Origin of the sequence: Sphingobacterium tenebrionis (assembly GCF_037126265.1) — a bacterium.
Taxonomy (GTDB): domain Bacteria; phylum Bacteroidota; class Bacteroidia; order Sphingobacteriales; family Sphingobacteriaceae; genus Sphingobacterium; species Sphingobacterium tenebrionis.
Window position 1 is genome coordinate 24,016 of sequence record NZ_JAYLLN010000006.1, and the last position, 18,292, is coordinate 42,307.

10 protein-coding genes are annotated in these 18,292 nt (G+C 42.1%); 5 read left to right on the top strand and 5 right to left on the bottom strand.

Annotated features, from left to right (window positions below; all coding sequences use genetic code 11):
* Positions 1 to 20 precede the first annotated feature (20 nt).
* On the bottom strand, positions 21 to 845 hold the full coding sequence (locus VJ786_RS04250) for an SDR family oxidoreductase (RefSeq protein ID WP_134776926.1): 825 nt from the start codon (positions 843 to 845) through the stop codon (positions 21 to 23).
* Positions 846 to 1,096: 251 nt separating this feature from the next.
* Here VJ786_RS04250 and VJ786_RS04255 point away from each other — a divergent pair, with 251 nt between their 5' ends.
* From VJ786_RS04255 to VJ786_RS04270, 4 genes are all read left to right on the top strand, one after another.
* Positions 1,097 to 2,320: a deoxyribodipyrimidine photo-lyase gene (locus VJ786_RS04255; RefSeq protein ID WP_336557346.1), complete on the top strand. Its 1,224-nt coding sequence runs from the start codon at positions 1,097 to 1,099 to the stop codon at positions 2,318 to 2,320.
* 75 nt (positions 2,321 to 2,395) lie between these two features.
* Complete coding sequence (locus VJ786_RS04260; protein ID WP_134776928.1) at positions 2,396 to 5,134, top strand: 2-oxoglutarate dehydrogenase E1 component; 2,739 nt, start codon at positions 2,396 to 2,398, stop codon at positions 5,132 to 5,134.
* 65 nt (positions 5,135 to 5,199) lie between these two features.
* Entirely contained in the window at positions 5,200 to 6,453 is a 1,254-nt protein-coding gene (odhB, locus tag VJ786_RS04265) for a 2-oxoglutarate dehydrogenase complex dihydrolipoyllysine-residue succinyltransferase (RefSeq protein ID WP_134776929.1), read from the top strand.
* Positions 6,454 to 6,529: 76 nt separating this feature from the next.
* The gene (locus tag VJ786_RS04270; protein ID WP_134776930.1) at positions 6,530 to 7,540 is read left to right on the top strand and encodes a lipid A deacylase; all 1,011 of its coding nucleotides are present in this window, start codon (positions 6,530 to 6,532) and stop codon (positions 7,538 to 7,540) included.
* A gap of 8 nt (positions 7,541 to 7,548) precedes the next feature.
* Here the strand turns inward: VJ786_RS04270 and VJ786_RS04275 are convergent, their stop codons facing one another.
* Both VJ786_RS04275 and VJ786_RS04280 read right to left on the bottom strand, forming a co-directional pair.
* Entirely contained in the window at positions 7,549 to 9,477 is a 1,929-nt protein-coding gene (locus VJ786_RS04275; RefSeq protein ID WP_134776931.1) for an LTA synthase family protein, read from the bottom strand.
* A gap of 1 nt (position 9,478) precedes the next feature.
* Positions 9,479 to 11,356 (bottom strand): LTA synthase family protein, encoded by a 1,878-nt coding sequence (locus tag VJ786_RS04280; RefSeq protein ID WP_336557347.1) that lies wholly within the window; start codon positions 11,354 to 11,356, stop codon positions 9,479 to 9,481.
* A 171-nt stretch (positions 11,357 to 11,527) separates the two neighbouring features.
* On the opposite strand from VJ786_RS04280, the gene VJ786_RS04285 reads away from it, so the two are divergent.
* Positions 11,528 to 14,143 carry a valine--tRNA ligase gene (locus tag VJ786_RS04285; RefSeq protein WP_134776933.1) on the top strand — a complete coding sequence of 872 codons (2,616 nt, stop codon included), beginning with the start codon at positions 11,528 to 11,530 and terminating at the stop codon, positions 14,141 to 14,143.
* 489 nt (positions 14,144 to 14,632) lie between these two features.
* Here VJ786_RS04285 and VJ786_RS04290 read toward each other — a convergent pair whose 3' ends face one another.
* Together VJ786_RS04290 and VJ786_RS04295 are read right to left on the bottom strand one after the other, a co-directional pair.
* Positions 14,633 to 15,139: a PepSY-like domain-containing protein gene (locus tag VJ786_RS04290; protein ID WP_134776934.1), complete on the bottom strand. Its 507-nt coding sequence runs from the start codon at positions 15,137 to 15,139 to the stop codon at positions 14,633 to 14,635.
* Between the two features lie 72 nt (positions 15,140 to 15,211).
* Positions 15,212 to 18,277, bottom strand: a complete 3,066-nt coding sequence (locus VJ786_RS04295; RefSeq protein WP_134776935.1) for an efflux RND transporter permease subunit — start codon at positions 18,275 to 18,277, stop codon at positions 15,212 to 15,214.
* Positions 18,278 to 18,292: the final 15 nt, after the last annotated feature.

Consider the following 18,292-nt stretch of genomic DNA (forward strand, 5'->3'; position numbering starts at 1 on the left):
GCAATAATTAAAGTTTAAGGCTATTGGTCAAATTGGATCACTTCGTCCAAAGGAGTAAAGGAGAACAACATGATATTCTTCCAAGTACTGTTATCTATAGGATATTCCATAGACATCAACCTTTTGAATTCGATCAAGTCCTCTTTATTGATCCTATATAATCTTTTGAACCACATGTTCATCAAAATACCTGGTACTTTAACACTCTGCACCTTACTATTCGGGTATAGCGTTTTTTTGTAAAGCCTGAACATTTCCTGGATGGTCACCGTTTTGGCACCACCTATTTCTATGATCTCATTCTTGAAATTCTTTTCCCAGTCTACATTATAGATCCAACGAATAAGGTCTAAAGCCGAAATGGGATTGAATTTTATTTTAGCAAAATCCGTATCGTAGGCCAAGTACTTCGAATTGATCAATTTGTGCATGTACTTATCGAGTACACTTCCTTTCCCGATCGCTAAATTTTTCAATACGATGGTATAGGTTAGGCCAGAATGTTCCAAAACCTGCTTTATAAATTTTATATAGGGTTTATCCATTAAACGGGCGATGTAAACAATACGCTTACAACCATTTCGTTCGGCCAATTGAACAAAATTATTCAAGGTAATCAGTTCCATGTTCAAGTTGACATGTTCTGACAGGGTGGGAACATGGGTAATATAGATTCCCAATTGGATTCCACCTACTACTTTGTAATCTTCATATTCCTGACCTTTTCTCAACAGGTCTACCATATCTAAACTCGCCGTTGGCTCTTCAATCTGCTTCGCTCTATAGAGATCGACATCACGTGCAATCCCATGGACATGATACTCATCTGCATTTAGGTTGCTCATGGCCCTTTTGCCTAAATATGAATTGAGTCCGGATAAAAGTATCTCCATCAGTCCTCCTATTTTTTAGTAAACAACTTTACCATATGAAACAGATTATTTTTATGAAAGTTTAATCATTTTTAAAATTTAACAATATTAAACATTTAGTAAAATACATATTGTCTATATCGTGTAAAAATTGGGGTTAAAAGCACTATAAACCTATCTAAAAGGCTATATTTGTTAGCATCGCATATTGGGAAAAAAACAACATGAGTAAAAAAGTAGTTCTTGTTTGGTTCAGAAATGATTTAAGATTACACGATAATGAAGTGTTAACGGAAGCACTTCATAAATTCGACCTCGTTATTCCCGTCTTTTGTTTTGATCCGCGATACTACAACAAGAACAAATTTGACCAGTATAATACCGGTTTAAATAGGGCTCTTTTCCAACGTGAAACCGTTTCCCATCTCAAAGATAAATTACAGGCTTTACAGAGTGATCTGATGACCTTCGTGGGTTATCCAGAAGAGATTATCCCCAAGTTATGTGCTAAATATGAGGTTTCGGAGGTGTACCATCACCGTGAAGTAGCCACTCGGGAAACACAGATCTCCGAAATGGTGGAAGCAGCGTTATGGGAACAAAAAATAAACCTGAGGCACTTTATTGGCCACACGCTATACCATAAGGAAGATCTACCCTTCCCTATCAAAGATATACCTGATAAATTTAATATTTTCAGAAAAAAAATAGAACGGGAAAGCAGTGTTCGCAAGCCATTTGACGAACCTAGAGCCATCCCGTCGCCGACTCACCTAGAGGCTACCAAGTTACCTTCTTTAGAAGAACTGGGCTACAGCACAACTGTTGAAGGGATCGACCAGCTGATTCCGGCAGGCGAAACCCACGCCATGGAAAAACTCCAGCAGCTGTTGGATCCAACTTTTCAATCCTTAGCGAATTACACCGAAATTTCACCTTATATAGCCGTTGGTGCCCTGTCGCCGATCTACATTTACGATCAGATGCGCAACTCCAACCTCATCCAGAACAAACGCCGGTACGACCGTTTGATGACGACCCTTTTATGGCGGGATTATTTCCGCTTCATGTTGAAGAAATATCCAAATGTATTCTTCAAATTGAAAGGCAGTCAATCGGAAAAACCGAGTCCCTTTTTAGATGAGTACAAACTGGAACAATGGAAATCGGGAACCACAGGTGACCAAGCGGTGGATGAAGGAATTGCAAAACTGAAGGAAGAAGGAAATATAACCTACGCAGTGAGAAGAATGTTAGCGAGGTATTTTACGCAAAACGTTTCTTCGAATTGGTTGATAGGTGCCGCATTTTTTGAGGAATACCTATTGGACTATGCGCCAGCTACCACGTATGGGTTCTGGTCGCATATGGCTTCCGTAGGAACTAGTGCCAAGGAAAATGTTTCCCAGGACTGGACCGAGTTTCGGAAAAAAGTTGTAAATTATTAAAACTAGCCTAATATTAGGCTGTAAACTTATATTATTATTGCTAAATTTGGCAAAATTTTATCTTACGTATCCAGCATGGACAATATGACATATTTGAGTAATGCCGATTCGAGTTACATCGACGGGTTATATCAATCGTACAAAGCAGACCCGAACTCCGTAGACTTCGGTTGGCAGAAATTTTTCGAAGGATTTGATTTCGGACAAGGTGCAGACCCAGGCACTGTTGCAGCTGATAATGTTTCAGAACACGCGTTAAAAGAAATTGACGTATTGAACATGATCCATGGTTACAGAGACCGTGGACACCTTTTCACACACACAAACCCTGTACGCGAGCGTCGTAAATACTACCCTGGCAAAGAGTTGGAGACCTTTGGTCTTTCCGAGTCCGATATGGACACGGTGTTCAACGCTGGTGTAGAGGTAGGCTTAGGTCCTGCGAAACTACGTGATATCCGCCAATTAATCGAAGATACCTATTGTGAATCTATCGGTGCGGAATTCAAATATATCCGTAACCCTGAAAAAATCAAATGGTTGCAAGACCGTATGGAAGCGGATAGAAACAAACCCAATTATTCCATCGATCAGAAAAAACGCATCTTCAAGAAATTGAACCGTGCTGTCGTTTTTGAAAGCTTTTTGGGTACTAAATTCTTAGGTCAAAAACGTTTCTCCCTAGAGGGTGCAGAAAGTTTGATTCCGGCATTGGATTCGGTGATCGAAACTGGAGCAAGCTTGGGTATTCAGGAATTCATGATCGGAATGGCTCACCGTGGTCGTTTGAACGTGCTTTCCAACATCATGGGTAAACCATACAAAACCATCTTCTCCGAATTTGAAGGTAAGATGTATGCGGAAGAAGATCCGGAATTACAATTTGGTGGTGATGTGAAGTACCACTTAGGTTATTCTTCGGATGTTACCACTGAAGATGGAAAACACATTCATTTATCTTTAGCACCAAACCCTTCTCACCTAGAAACTGTAGATCCGATCGTTGAAGGTATTACACGTTCTAAGATCGATATGAAATACGATGGTGATTCTTCCAAGATTGCACCGATCTTAATCCATGGTGATGCAGCTATCGCTGGTCAAGGGGTGGTATACGAAGTTACACAGATGTCGAAGCTTGAAGGATACCGCACTGGTGGTACCATTCATATCGTTATCAACAACCAAGTTGGATTTACGACCAACTATAAAGATGCACGTTCTGGCACCTATTGTACAGACGTAGCAAAAATCTCTTCCTCACCTGTATTCCATGTGAATGGTGATGATGTAGAAGCAGTAGTTTATGCGATTAATCTTGCGGTAGAATACCGTCAAAAATATAAGACCGATGTTTACATCGATCTATTATGTTACCGTCGTTATGGCCATAATGAGGCTGATGAACCTAAATTCACACAGCCATTATTGTACAAAGCCATTGAAAAGCATCCGAACCCGAAAGAGGTTTATGCTAAAAAATTAATCGACGAGAAATCGGTGGATACGGAGTACTCCAAAGCGATTGAAAAAGAATTCAAGGATTATCTGCAGGAGCAATTGGATGCTGCCAAAAAAGTAGAGAACCTGGAAGAAGAGATCCCTATGTTTGGTGGTGCTTGGAAAGGATTACATGCCGGTAAAAAAGCAGAGATCCATACCACGGTTGACACCAAGGTATCTGACAAGGAATTCTTGAAATTGGCTGGTGAGATCACTTCCCTTCCAAAAGACAAGAAGTTTTTCCGTAAGATTTCGAAATTGTTCGAAGACCGTGCTGCCATGATCAAAAATGACAGTTACGATTGGGCAATGGGCGAGTTAATGGCTTATGCTACTTTATTGGATGAAGGAAAACGCGTTCGTATCTCCGGACAGGATGTTCAACGTGGTACTTTCTCGCATCGCCATGCCGTATTAACCCTAGAAGATTCAGAAGAAAAATACATCCCATTGGCAAATGTAAATGGTGGTGAGCGTTTCAATATCTACAACTCCCTACTTTCCGAGTATGCAGTTTTAGGTTTTGAATATGGCTATGCATTGGCTAATCCGCAAGCCCTGACCATTTGGGAAGCCCAATTCGGTGACTTCTACAATGGTGCACAAATCATCGTAGACCAATACCTTTCCAGCGCTGAAACCAAATGGAAGCGTTCGAACGGATTGGTGATGATGTTGCCTCATGGTATGGAAGGTCAAGGTCCAGAACACTCTTCAGGACGTATTGAGCGTTTCTTGGAATTATGTGCAAACGACAATATGATCATTGCCAATTGTACTACACCAGCAAACTACTTCCACTTATTGCGCCGTCAATTAGTTCGAAACTTCCGTAAACCATTGGTCGTATTTACACCGAAGAGTTTGTTGCGCCACCCGAAAGTGGTTTCTAAATTAACAGACTTTACGAAAGAGAATTTCCAAGAGGTAATCGATGATAGCTACGCAAAACCAACTACGGTAAAACGCGTATTGTTCTGTTCCGGAAAGATTTATTACGATCTATTGGAAAAACAACAGGCGGATAAACGTACAGATGTAGCAATCGTGAGGATAGAACAAATTTATCCGGCACCAGTCGAGCAATTGCAAGCGATCCATAAGCGCTATAAAAATGCCAAAGAATTTATCTGGGTTCAGGAGGAAAATGAGAACATGGGTGCTTGGCCATATTACTGCCGTACCTTACGCAGAACGGATATTGAATTCACGGATTATATCGCACGTACAGCAAGCGGTAGCCCAGCTACAGGTTACATGAAAAAACACGTAGCACAACAAGAAGCAATAATTAACAAATCATTCGAATAAACAAAATGTTAGACCGTCCGTTATATATAAGGAATATGTAACGGACGGTTTTAAAAAAGAACTATATGAGCTTAGAAATCAAAGTGCCTTCGGTAGGCGAATCAATCACCGAGGTAACCTTGGCCCAATGGCTAAAACAAGATGGCGATTACGTTGAAATGGACGAGAATATTGCCGAATTGGAATCAGACAAAGCAACGTTTGAATTACCAGCAGAGAAAGCTGGTATCCTACGTATCATCGCACAAGAGGGTGATACCTTAGAGATCGGAGCTGTTGTATGTACCATTGAAGAAGGCGATGCTCCTGCTGCTGGTGGATCTGAGAAATCAGAAGCCGCTCCAGCGAAGGAAGAAGCTGCTGCACCTGCAAAAGGCGAAACTGCTGCATCGGTTGATGAAAACCCAGATAGCTATGCTGCTGGCACCGCATCTCCTGCTGCTGCAAAAATCCTTAGGGAAAAAGGTATCGATCCTTCCAGCATCAAGGGAACTGGTAAAGATGGAAGAATCACCAAAGAAGATGCTGAAAAAGCTCAAGCATCTGCTCCAAAAGCAGAATCAAAACCTGCCGCTGCACCTGCCGCTGCAAAACCTGCAGCTCCTGCTGTAGCTGGTGAACGTGCTGAACGTCGTGAAAAAATGAGTTCATTGCGTAAAACCATCGCTAAGCGTTTGGTAGCAGTGAAGAACGAAACGGCTATGTTGACTACGTTCAACGAAGTGAACATGCAGCCGATTATGGATCTAAGAGCGAAATACAAAGACTCTTTCAAAGAGAAACACGGTATCGGACTAGGATTCATGTCTTTCTTCACTAAAGCGGTAACAACTGCCTTGAAAGAATGGCCTGCAGTAAATGCTCGTATCGATGAAAATGAAATCGTTTATTCTGATTTCGCTGATGTTTCCATCGCTGTTTCTGCACCTAAAGGATTGGTAGTACCAGTGATCAGAAATGCAGATGCGATGTCTCTTCACCAAATTGAAAAAGCAATTGCTGAATTGGCTGGAAAAGCACGCGACAATAAATTAACAATCGACGAAATGACCGGTGGTACATTTACCATTACCAATGGTGGTGTATTCGGATCCATGATGTCTACACCTATCATCAATGCACCTCAATCAGCTATTTTAGGTATGCACAACATCATTCAACGCCCTATCGCGGAGAATGGTCAAGTGGTAATCCGTCCGATGATGTACATTGCACTTTCTTATGACCACCGTATCATCGACGGTCGTGAGTCGGTAAGCTTCTTGGTACGTGTTAAACAATTGTTGGAAGATCCAGCTCGTTTATTGTTGGAAGTATAATTCCTACCAGATATAAGGAAAAGGCAGTCGAATTAAATCGGCTGCCTTTTTCTATTTTATTGCTATATTGCCGCCTATGAAGGCTTCATCATTCCAAAAACTAACCCTTATCCTGTTTTCTGTTTTCTTGGGGATACATACGGTTTCTGCCCAAAACATCGGATTAAAAGTAGATTTTCTTGGCTACGCAGATAATAGGGAATATAAAGCGCCTTATACCCAGGCGAAGACATTTTTTGGAGCGACCATCTCCCCCAAACTCTATTTTCAACTGGAGGAAAACCACCGACTGTATGGCGGGGTGCATTTCAATCAGGAATTTGGAATAAACAAGGAAAACAAAAGCCGAATAAACCCCATCGCTTATTACAATTATAAAACCGAACATATTGATTTTGCGCTAGGATTTATCCCTCGCTATGAACGAACCAAGGATATTCATCGCATGGTGCTAGCGGATACTTTTCAATACGACCGGCCTAATCTGGAAGGGATGTATTTTCAGTACAAGAAGAATGGTTTCCAGCAGGCGGTATTTATTGATTGGACCAGCAAACAGGGGTACAGTCATCGGGAACAGTTTATTGCAGGGATATCCGGAAAATACCAGACCGGTATTTTCTATGTTCAGAATGAAGGAATCTTATACCATAATGCCCTGACATCCAACGATAGTATTGATGAACATATCCAGGACAATGCGGTGGTGATGTTAAGGTTAGGACTGGATCTGAGTGACAAAACGCTGTTAGATTCCTTGACTTTGGATGCTGGAGCTACCTATGGATTCGACCGCGTAAGATCGGTGTATGACATGCAGAAATCACCGGGTTTTATAGCTAATCTTTACCTGGGCTATAAGCGGTTTTTCTTGGCGAATAGTCTCTATTTGGGGAAAGCGGTAAACCTACCTCAGGGAGATCCTTTCTACCATCGCGATACCTATAACCGATTGGATCTGGGTTGGATCCCTTTCCAAACGGATAGAATAGAAGGAAAGTTTTCAGCTTCCTTCCATATTTCGGATGGTTTCTTTGATAACCAGCAACAGTTTACCCTCCGGTATCGATTCGGGAAGGATTGGTAATTTTTCCCCTATTTGGCAGTTAGTTTATTATGGATCATCCGGTAATTGTATTGTTGGATGAATGCCTGGACCGTAATCTTCATATCTTCCTGTACGTCTGCTTCCTTACCCAATAAGTTCTTCTTCAATAAAGCATCCTGGCGCAGATTATATAGGGATTTCACCTCATCATTGTCATAGGTCATGAAATAATCGCCTTTGAAAATATTATAGGAGCCACCGCCAATATTACTGATAAGGAAATTGTTGGTATCCGGTGCAAAGGCATCAAAGCCAAAGGAAAAATAGGCCTGGTCATAGCCCAGGTAATTCAATACGGTAGGCATGATATCGATCTGTTGCACCAATTTATCCGACATTCCTTTCAGCTCTCCTCCTGGATAATAAAAGATGATAGGAATGGAAAATGAATTGGGTAAAGTATGGTATTCATCGAAAAAACTCATACTGGCATGGTCTGCACAGATCACGAACAGGGTATTCTTGTACCAAGGCTTTGTTTTTGCGGTCTCAAAGAAACGTTTCAGGGAATGATCCGCATAGCCGATCGGTTCATGAAGGGCCAAGGTTCCTTTCGGAAATTTCCCTTCGTACTGTTCAGGGACTTTAAAGGGATGGTGGGAGGATAGGGAAAAGAAACTGCTGAAGAAAGGTTCTTTTAGGTGATCCATTTCATTGGCCATGTACTGCATAAAGGGTTCATCCCAAATACCCCAGATCCCATCAAAATCTGCATCGTTGTTGTATTCCGTTTTTCCGAAATACTTTTTGATACCCGCCAATTGCATGTAAGCGGAAAAGCCCATGCTACCGTTTGGTGCACCATGAAAGAAAGCGGTTTCATAGCCTTTATCGCCTAATAGTTTGGCGATGCTGGTTGTTTTATTGCCCGAATAGATGGAGAGCACAAACGGTTCTCCGATGGACGGGATTCCGGTAATAACGGAAGGTAGTGCATCGATGGATTTGCGACCATTGGCATAGGAACGGTTAAAGGTATACGATTGGGTAATCAAGGAATCCAAAAAGGGGGTATAGCCTTTATAGTTTCCTCCATCCAATTGTTTATTATAAAAACCAATATGCTCCTTTCCAAAACTTTCCAGGATCAGGAAAACCACATTCAGCTTATTGAAGTTGCTGGAATCTTTGGGCTGATGGATAACTGGATAAATGTTTTCCAGGTCTTTTTCGGAAAAATAATTTTTCTCCTTATAGGTCACTGCTTTAAGGGTTTTCAGAACGGAAAAAGGAGTGTTGAGCACAATGTTCATCTCCTCCGGAGATTTGACATAGTCTCCGGCATTACTCAAGGTAATTGGTCGTGTACTGTGCGCCCATCCTCCCCTAACGCCTCCAATAAAGAAAAAAGCAACCAGCAGTAGACCTACCGCTTGAACCGCATAGAATGGCCAAGCCAGTTTTTTGGGACGCTGTAATTTGATCAGGTCATAACCTTTCGCCAACAACCAGGCGATCAGGACAAATACGATCAGCAGGTACCAGTAATCGATCAGAAAATCTATGGTGAGCCTCAAGAGGTTATCTTCGTTAGCGAACTGGCTAAAAACGGTCCCTGTTGTTCTTTTCAGGGTAAAAGGGTAATAGGCATAATCGATAAGGTTCAATCCAATTCCGATGGAATTACTGACTACAAATAGCCATTTGCCAACCTTTTGATATTTTGGATGGTATTTGAACGGAATGGGCAAGGCGAACATCAAAATATAAAGGATATTGATGTAGAAAAGCGCCACAATATCAAAACGGATCCCCCCAAACATCATGTACATCAGCTCACTGGTACTTATCCCAGGAAATTGGCTGAGGTTGATCCAGTAGAATCCCAATCGTAATACGGCATAAATTATCAGCATCCCTAGAATTCGTAGGGTAATAGCGATATAGGGTCCGAACCAGCTGTTTAACTTAATCATGTTAATAATTCATAAAGTCTTGGTAGACTTCTTGGTAATATGCTTTTGCAATATTCAAGAGACTATCGGTTTTCGATTTTGGATAGTCCTTGTTTTTCATATAATTGATGGAGTTTCCTACTTGATCGTAGGAAATTTCTTGATCCTGCTGAATGATTCCAAAGGAATTTTTGGAATTGTAGAAGGCGATAGAAGGCGTTTGGGGATCCAGGAGATCTCGGCTCCATCTGTACCGATATGCAGGTATTCCTAATTGCTTGAACAGTGTGGCCAGCAAATCATTCTGGTTACCAATTTTCTCCACTTTTAACCCTCTGTAGGCAGGTTTGATCACCTCTCCAAAGAAAACCATCGGAATATGGAACCTGTTGGGGTGGGTAATATCAAATTTTTCACTCGGCAAACGGTGTCCATGATCAGCGACCAGCACAAATAAGGTGTTTTTATACCAGGCTGTTTTTTTGGCCTGTTCCAAGAAGTCCATGATAACGGAATCGGTATAATAAGCCGTACTCCGAAATTTGTCGGCATTGGATTTATCACCAAATTTATAGCCGTTGTTTAAGGTGAATGGCTCATGGTTGTTCAAAGTGAACAAGCTATAGAAAAATGGTTGTTTTTCTTTTTGGATATCTTTCAACATCCGATTGAAAACCACATGATCATAAACTCCCCAAGAGGATCGTTCTTCCAATGGATTGAAGTTATGGTTATCAATAACCTCTTCCACCCCATGGGCCAACATGTAGGATTTCATATTGTAGAATTCGGATTGCCCACCATGGTAAAAAGCCGACCGATAGCCTAAGCTATCCAATTCCTGCCCCATTCCTGGGAGGTTCTCATGCTTGTCGATGTATTTGATAATACTTTCTGGCCCTTGGCCCGGAAAAGCACTGAATATACCAATGATGCCTTTGTCCGAACGATCGGAAGTGGCGTAGATATGCTGGAAGAATACACCCTGCTGCATTATTTTCTCCAGGTTAGGGCTTACCCCTTTTTCCCCGCCAAGCGATTCAACCAGATCTGCGGTAAAGCTTTCCAGAACCAATAAAACAATGTTTGGCCGGGTATTGGTCAAGATCTGAAGACTGGAATCTTGGGCTTGGGTAAAAACAGGTTTTAATATTTCCTTTCTTTCCTCCGGTTCAAAATAGAGATAAGGAGAATGGTTTCTTCTATTGCTGCTGAAATATTCTTTCAACAAGGCATATTGGGTATTCACCGCAGCGTGGTTATAGAATGCTTCGGAGGAGAAATAGGCCCTGCTGGGGTTTAGTGGTGCTCTTCCGTATCCTCCGCGGATAAAAGTGAACAACAATCCAGCTATAAGAACAAACAGCAACACAACAGCGGTTGGTTTATGGAAATTACGATAGCGCAAGTTCTTGAACAGCGTTGTATATAACCAATAGGAAAGTCCTACTCCCAGAATTATCCCCATTATCGGTATGAATATTGGCGTCGATTCTGCAGAAGCTAAAGCGCCCATGGCATCTTCCAGAACGGCATCAACAGCACGCTTAGAAATCTTATCCCCCCACTCTCGGTAGATATTCACGTTGATAAACATGGTCAGGAAAAAGAGAATTAAGACCAACATGGTATATACATGTAATGGCTTCAGCCCCCATCTCATCTTGGGAATAAAATAGGAAAGGAAATAAAAAAGAAAGGGAATAGCGCAGATGTAGGCCGCTACGGAAAAATCTAGGGATAGTCCATGCCAATAAATCTCCAATACATCCATGAACCCATCTTCTCCGATCTTCTCCGAAAATGAAGCAATAAATACCGCCCTGTCGATAAAACAGATGATTAACCAAAAGGCAAAATACCGCAGTAAAATATTGAATTCATGGACAAGTCTTTGCATGAGTCTTGCTATTTTGACCGCCAAAAATACACTTAATAATCTTTAGCTAACACTTTCTTAACAATAATTTACAATTGGAAGGCTTTCCATGCATTAAATTATACCTCAGGCATGTGAAAAGCGGCGATTATTGCGTATTTTTGTATCCTTTTAGAATCTATTTAATACGTAATGAGCATAGCAAAGACCTACAGTCCCAAAGAAGCCGAAGAGAAGTGGTATTCTTACTGGATGTCGAATGGATTTTTTCGTTCGGTACCAGACGATCGTGAGCCTTATACAATTGTGATGCCTCCACCGAATGTGACTGGAGTATTGCATATGGGCCACATGTTGAATAATACGATCCAGGATGTGTTGATCCGTCGTGCCCGCATGCAAGGTAAAAATGCCTGCTGGGTACCTGGAACTGACCATGCATCCATCGCTACGGAGGCTAAAGTCGTCGCTATGTTGAAAGAAAAGGGCATCGACAAGAAATCCATCTCCAGGGAGGAGTTCTTGAAATATGCTTGGGAATGGAAAGAGAAGTATGGTGGCATCATCCTGAAGCAACTGGAGAAGTTAGGTGCATCCTGCGATTGGGAAAGAACCAAATTCACCATGGATCCGGACCTTTCTGAAGCGGTTTTAGATACTTTCATCAAGTTCTACAAGGAAGGCTATATCTATCGTGGCGTACGAATGGTAAACTGGGATCCGCAAGGAAAAACAGCCCTTTCTGATGAGGAAGTTATCCGCAAGGAAGTGAACCAAAAACTGTATTATATCCGCTATAACATCAAGGATAGTAAGGAATACGTGATCATTGCGACCACACGTCCTGAAACGATTATGGCCGATACGGCTATTTGTATCAACCCGAACGATGAGCGTTATACCCATCTTCAAGGTAAATCCGTATTGGTTCCATTGATCAATCGGGAAATTCCGATCATCCAGGATGAATATGTAGAAATGGAATTTGGTACAGGATGTTTAAAGGTTACTCCTGCCCATGATCTGAATGACTACGAATTGGGTCAAAAACATAATCTGCCAGTTATCGATATTTTGAACGATGATGGTACTTTGAATGAAAAGGCAGAGATCCTGATCGGTGAAGATCGTTTTGCTGCTCGTAAGAAAGTGGCTGTGCTGTTGGAAGAAGCAGGTCAGATTGAAAAGATTGAAGATTACAAATCTCAGGTAGGATTTTCGGAACGTACAGACGCCGCCATCGAACCAAAGCTATCCATGCAATGGTTCCTGAAAATGGACGAGCTCTCGAAGCCTGCCCTAGAATATGTGGAAGATGGAACCATTAAATTGATTCCAGAGAAATTCTTTGCTTCCTATAAACATTGGATGGAAAATGTGAAGGATTGGTGTATCTCCCGTCAATTATGGTGGGGACAACGTATCCCGGCATGGTTCAATGAGAAGAATGAATTCGTAGTTGCAAAAACCGAAGCAGAAGCAATTGCTGAATTCGAGCAACAGGGAAAAACTTCGGTTGGTATCCGGCAGGAAGACGATGTATTGGATACCTGGTTTTCGTCAGGCTTATGGCCATTGTCGGTTTTTGATGGTGTCCGTAATCCGGAGAATCCGGAATTCCAATATTATTACCCAACCAATGATTTGGTAACCGCGCCTGAAATCTTATTCTTCTGGGTGGCGAGAATGATCATTATGGGCCATGATTATACGCAGAAACCTCCTTTCAGAAATGTGTATCTAACGGGTATCGTAAGGGATAAATTGGGTAGGAAGATGTCCAAATCCTTAGGTAACTCACCTGATCCGATCGAATTGATGGAGCAGTATGGTACCGATGGGGTTCGCGTAGGTATGTTGTTGTCCTCTCCTGCAGGAAATGACTTGATGTTTGATGTGTCCTATTGTGAGCAAGGAAGGAATTTTGCCAATAAGATTTGGAATGCGTTCCGTTTGGTAAAAGGATGGGAAGTTGTGGATTCTCCTGCGACTGAGGCGCAGAAAATGTCTGCTGATTGGTTTGAAAACAGGTTTAACCAGGCCTTGGTAGAGATCAATGAGCATTTTGCAAACTATAGATTATCAGATGCCTTAATGGCAACCTATAAATTGATCTGGGATGATTTCTGTGCTTGGTATTTGGAGCTGATCAAACCGGCTTATCAATCGCCGATCGAAAGGGAGACTTTGGATACGGCATTAGGATTGTTCCAAAAAGTGCTTAAGTTGGCACATCCGTTTATGCCTTTCTTAACAGAGGAATTGTGGCATGATGAGATCTTTGGAATTAGAGAAGAAAAGGATTGTATTATTGTTGCGGAGTTCCCGGAACCTCAGGGTTTTGATGAGGAGCAGATCAAGGAGTTTGCTACGGTTCAACAGATTATTTCGGAGGTGAGGAATATCCGTAATTCTAAGGGTATTTCGCCGAAAGTGGCTCTTCCATTGGCGATCAATGCAAGTAATATCGATTATAGTAAGTACCAGGATAGTATTAAGAAGTTAGCGAATATTGAGGAGCTGACTTTTGTGAAGGAGAAGGTTGCTGGAGCGGTAAGCTTCTTGGCGGGAAAAGATGAGTGTTATATTGCCCTGGAGAATAATATTGATGTGGATGCGGAAAAGGAAAGGATTGGGAAGGAAATTGAGTATTTGAAAGGATTTTTGGTTTCTGTGGAGAAAAAGCTTTCTAATGAGCGATTTGTTCAGAATGCGAAGCCTGAGGTTGTTCAGAACGAGCAGAATAAGAAAGATGACGCGATAGCGAAGATCAAGATCTTGGAAGAGAGTTTGGCGAGTTTGGGGTAGTGTGAGGTAGTTATTAAACCCCGTCAATGCGTGAGCTCGTGAGCGAGGACTGCGTCATTGCGAGGAACGAAGCAATCTTTCAACCGTCATTGCGAGGAACGAAGCAATCTTCACCCATGTCATGCTGAGCGAAGTCGAAGCATCTAAATATGGTATCCGTACAGATCCTTCGACTACGCTCAGGATGACAAAGACCGATCAGGATGACAAAGACTGATCAGGATGGCAAAGACCGATCAGAATGACAAAGAATGATCAGAGTGACAAAGTCCAAAGATTGCTTCCTCGTACCTCCTCGCAATGACGCAGAGTATAACAATTACATGCAAACAAAAAAATAGCCTCAGCAAAACACTGAGGCTATTTCTATTATTCTTATCCAATTTTTATTCTTTCAACAATCTAAATTTATTCAATAATCTAAATTCTAATTATTCTTTTAAAAATCTAAATTCTTTCAACAATCTAATTTCTTATCCCTCCAAAAACCTACTTCTCTTCCCGAACAAACTTCCCATTCAAATCAAAATAAAGATCCACATCATTCGCCAATTCCAATTCATAACCAGTCGGTTCCTTATCAATCATATGCACGGCTACATTTCCATGATTAGTCTTTAAATAATCCTGAATAGCTGTCGGTATTGCAGATAAAGGAACATTCTTCTGATCCTCTACGCTAATCTCCATCCAATTACCATCCGCATCAAAATCCAATTCTGTTCCATCGGCCAACTTAACCTCATATAAAGTACCATCTGCATCAGCTACCCCTTTCTTTTCGGTTTTGCTAATAGCTGTTGTCCCAAAATGCTGCTCAATAAATTTTTTAGCCGCATCAGGAATCTCTCCATTATCCATCGCTGAAGCATTGCTGTTAACAGGTTTTGTCTCCACATTACCCGCCGGATCTGTCGTAGTAACCGTTTCTTGTCTATTCTGATTATTACAGGATATCATCAATAAAGCGAATCCTAAAACACTAAGTAACTTCATCTTTTTTTTCTTTAATTACCTCTTATTCTTTAACATAGAATAAGATTTCTTATCCATAGAACACAGTAACCCCTAAATTGTTTTCTCGGATTCCACATCAATCTTTGGTGGAATCAATTTATACACCACCGGAGTCACTACCCGCGATAATAAGGTCGAACTGATCAAACCACCAATCATCACAATAGCCAATGGCGAGATCAACGGATTTGAAGACCATGCAATGGGCAACAATCCACCAATAGCCGTAAGCGATGTCAAGATAATCGGCAAAAACCTCAACTCCCCTGCCTTTTCGATCGCCTCGTTCAACTCCACCCCTTCCCTTCGCAACTGATTAGTAAAATCAACCAAAAGAATGGTATTCTTCACCTCTATCCCGGCCAAGGCAACTATTCCGATCGTAGCCACAAAAGACAAGGTATTTCCAGTAACCAACAAGGCAATTACCGCCCCAACAATTCCCAAAGGAATCACCGACAAGACAATCAAGGTACTTTTAAACGTTTTGAATTCCAAGATCAACACCGCAATAAACATAAAAACCGTAATCATGATGATGGTTCCAAATCCACCGAAGGCCATTTCCCGGCTTTCCACCTCACCCCCCATTTCATAGCTGTACCCAGCTGGAAAAGGAAACTCATCCATCTGCTTGATCACATCGTTGATCACCTCATCATTTCCAAAACCCTTTGCAACAAAGGAATTCACGGCGACCATCCGAATCTTATCCTGGTGGTAAATATTGGCCGGGGATACTTCAAAGCTAAAGCTTGCCAACTGCGATAAAGGAATGGAAGTACCCGCTACATTATCCACAAAAACCTGCTCCAAGGTACTTAAATCAGCTTCCTTACCCCGAGGCACCGTCACTAGAATATCATACTCATTATCATCCGAATTAGGATCCGTATAAGTTCCAACCGAATACCCCGCCAATGCAATACGGATGGTCTGGTCGATAGAAGAAGTTGGCACACCTAAAGCCATCGCCTTCTCTTTATTGATATCAACCCTAATATCCGTTTTATTGTTTTTGATCGGGTTATTGACATATTCCGAACCCGCGGTATTCTTCAACAATTCCTCTACCCGATAGGATAAGGCCTGAAGCGTATCCAGGTTTTCCCCAAATATCCGTACCTCCACCGGAGAAATAACCGGAACTCCCTGTTCGAAATCCCTCACCTCGATCTTAGCATCCAAATAAGGTGTCCATTTAGCCCGTAAAGATTCAATCAGCGCCAATTTTTCCTTATACTTTACATCCTCATGCAATTGAACAAAAATATCCGCATAGGCCTGATCCTCACTCCCTTGTTGCATGTTGTAATACACCCGCGGATTCCCCTTCCCTACGTTACTCGTAAAATACTTGACCGAAGGGATCTGCTTCAATTCCGCCTCGATCTGCTTGGTTATACTATCCGTTTGCTGTATGTTTGCCTGCAAAGTCGTATTGATGTGGATCATGAACTGCGGTTTCTCCGAAGGCGGAAAGAGGCTAAAGCCTACCACCGGTATCAGCGCCAAAGATCCCAGGAAAATCGCCAAAGCAATCAAGGTTGTGCGTCCCGGATGCTTCAAGGCTTTGTCTAGGAAAACCCCATAGCTTTTATGGATAATGTTCTGCATCCCCCTTAGGATAGCATTTCCTCCTTCATGTTCATGCGGTTTCAAAAGTTTACTCGCCAAGAAAGGCACCACCAATAACGCGATCAACATGGAACCCACCACCGATGAAATCACGGCAATAGGCATACTCCGAATAAATTCCCCCGCCATTTCCGGCATGAACACCAATGGCATAAATGCAATCACCAAGGTCACCGTACAGCCAACAACTGCCAAAGCAATCTGTTCTGTTCCTTTGATGGAGGCTTCAAATCGGCTATATCCTTCCCGCATCCATCGTTCAATATTTTCCACCACCACAATACTATCATCCACCACCAGACCCAAGGCTACCACAAAACCTACGATACTCAATTGATTAAGGGAATAACCAAAGGAATTCATGGCAATTACCCCTAGCCCCAAAGAAAGCGGGATAGCAATCATAACCACTGCTGATGCCCTAATCCCTAAAGGAAGCAAGGTGATCAATACCAAGGTAATGGCAATGGCAAAATCAATCCCCAAGCCGCTCAGCCGTTTGTTCACATTCTCGGCCTGATCAAAATTCAGTTGCAGATCCACATCCTTCGGTAGGCTCTCCTTGAATTTTGCCAGGACAGCCAAATATTCCTTTTGGGTGTCGGAAATGTTCATCCCTTCTTTTTGGGCCGCATTGATCAATAAACAATGGAACCCATTCAAACGGGTCTTATGGCTTGCACTCGCGAAGGTCGGATATACATTTGCCACTTCCCGCAGCATGATATTCTTGCCACCATTACTGGAAATGATCGTATTGGAAATATCTTCTATAGCCTGGTAATTTCCCGATGTTTTTACGCTATAGGTTTGCGTACCGGCCTTTATACTTCCGGCAGGAATATTCTGGTTCTCCGTCTGCACCGCCTGAATCACGCGGTTCAAGGGGATCTTTAATTCCGCTAATTTAGCCTGATCGATATCGATTCGAACCTGTTGATCGGCTAATCCGGAAACTTCCACATTTTTTAAGGCTTTTACCTTCTCGAGTTCCTGCTTCAGCTTGTCGGATAATTCCTTCATTTTGCTGAGGGAAGCACTCTCGGAGATCAAGGCCATCTGCACCACACTTACATTCGTAGGATCAATCTTCATCACCTCCATACTGTAAATATTGTCCGGCAGACTTGGACGAGCGGCATTCAACTCCCGCACCAATTCCTGGTACTTTTCATCATAGCCCTCCCCGTACTCAAACTCCACAAAAAAGGAAGCTACAGAATTGCTAATCGAAGTTTTGATATTCTTAACATTGTCCAAGGAATAGAACCGCGTTTCCAAAGGTTTTACAATCAATTGCTCCATATCCTTTGGATTGGTTCCCGGATGGATAACAATTATGGGAAAACTAACCGCTTTCATGTCCGGGTCCTCTGCCCGGGGCATGGTCAGGATCGAACTCACCGCAACCACCATAATCATCAGAACCATGATCAGGGTGAATTGATAATTCCGAATCGGATATTTTATTAAACTCATGATCTTTGCTTTTGA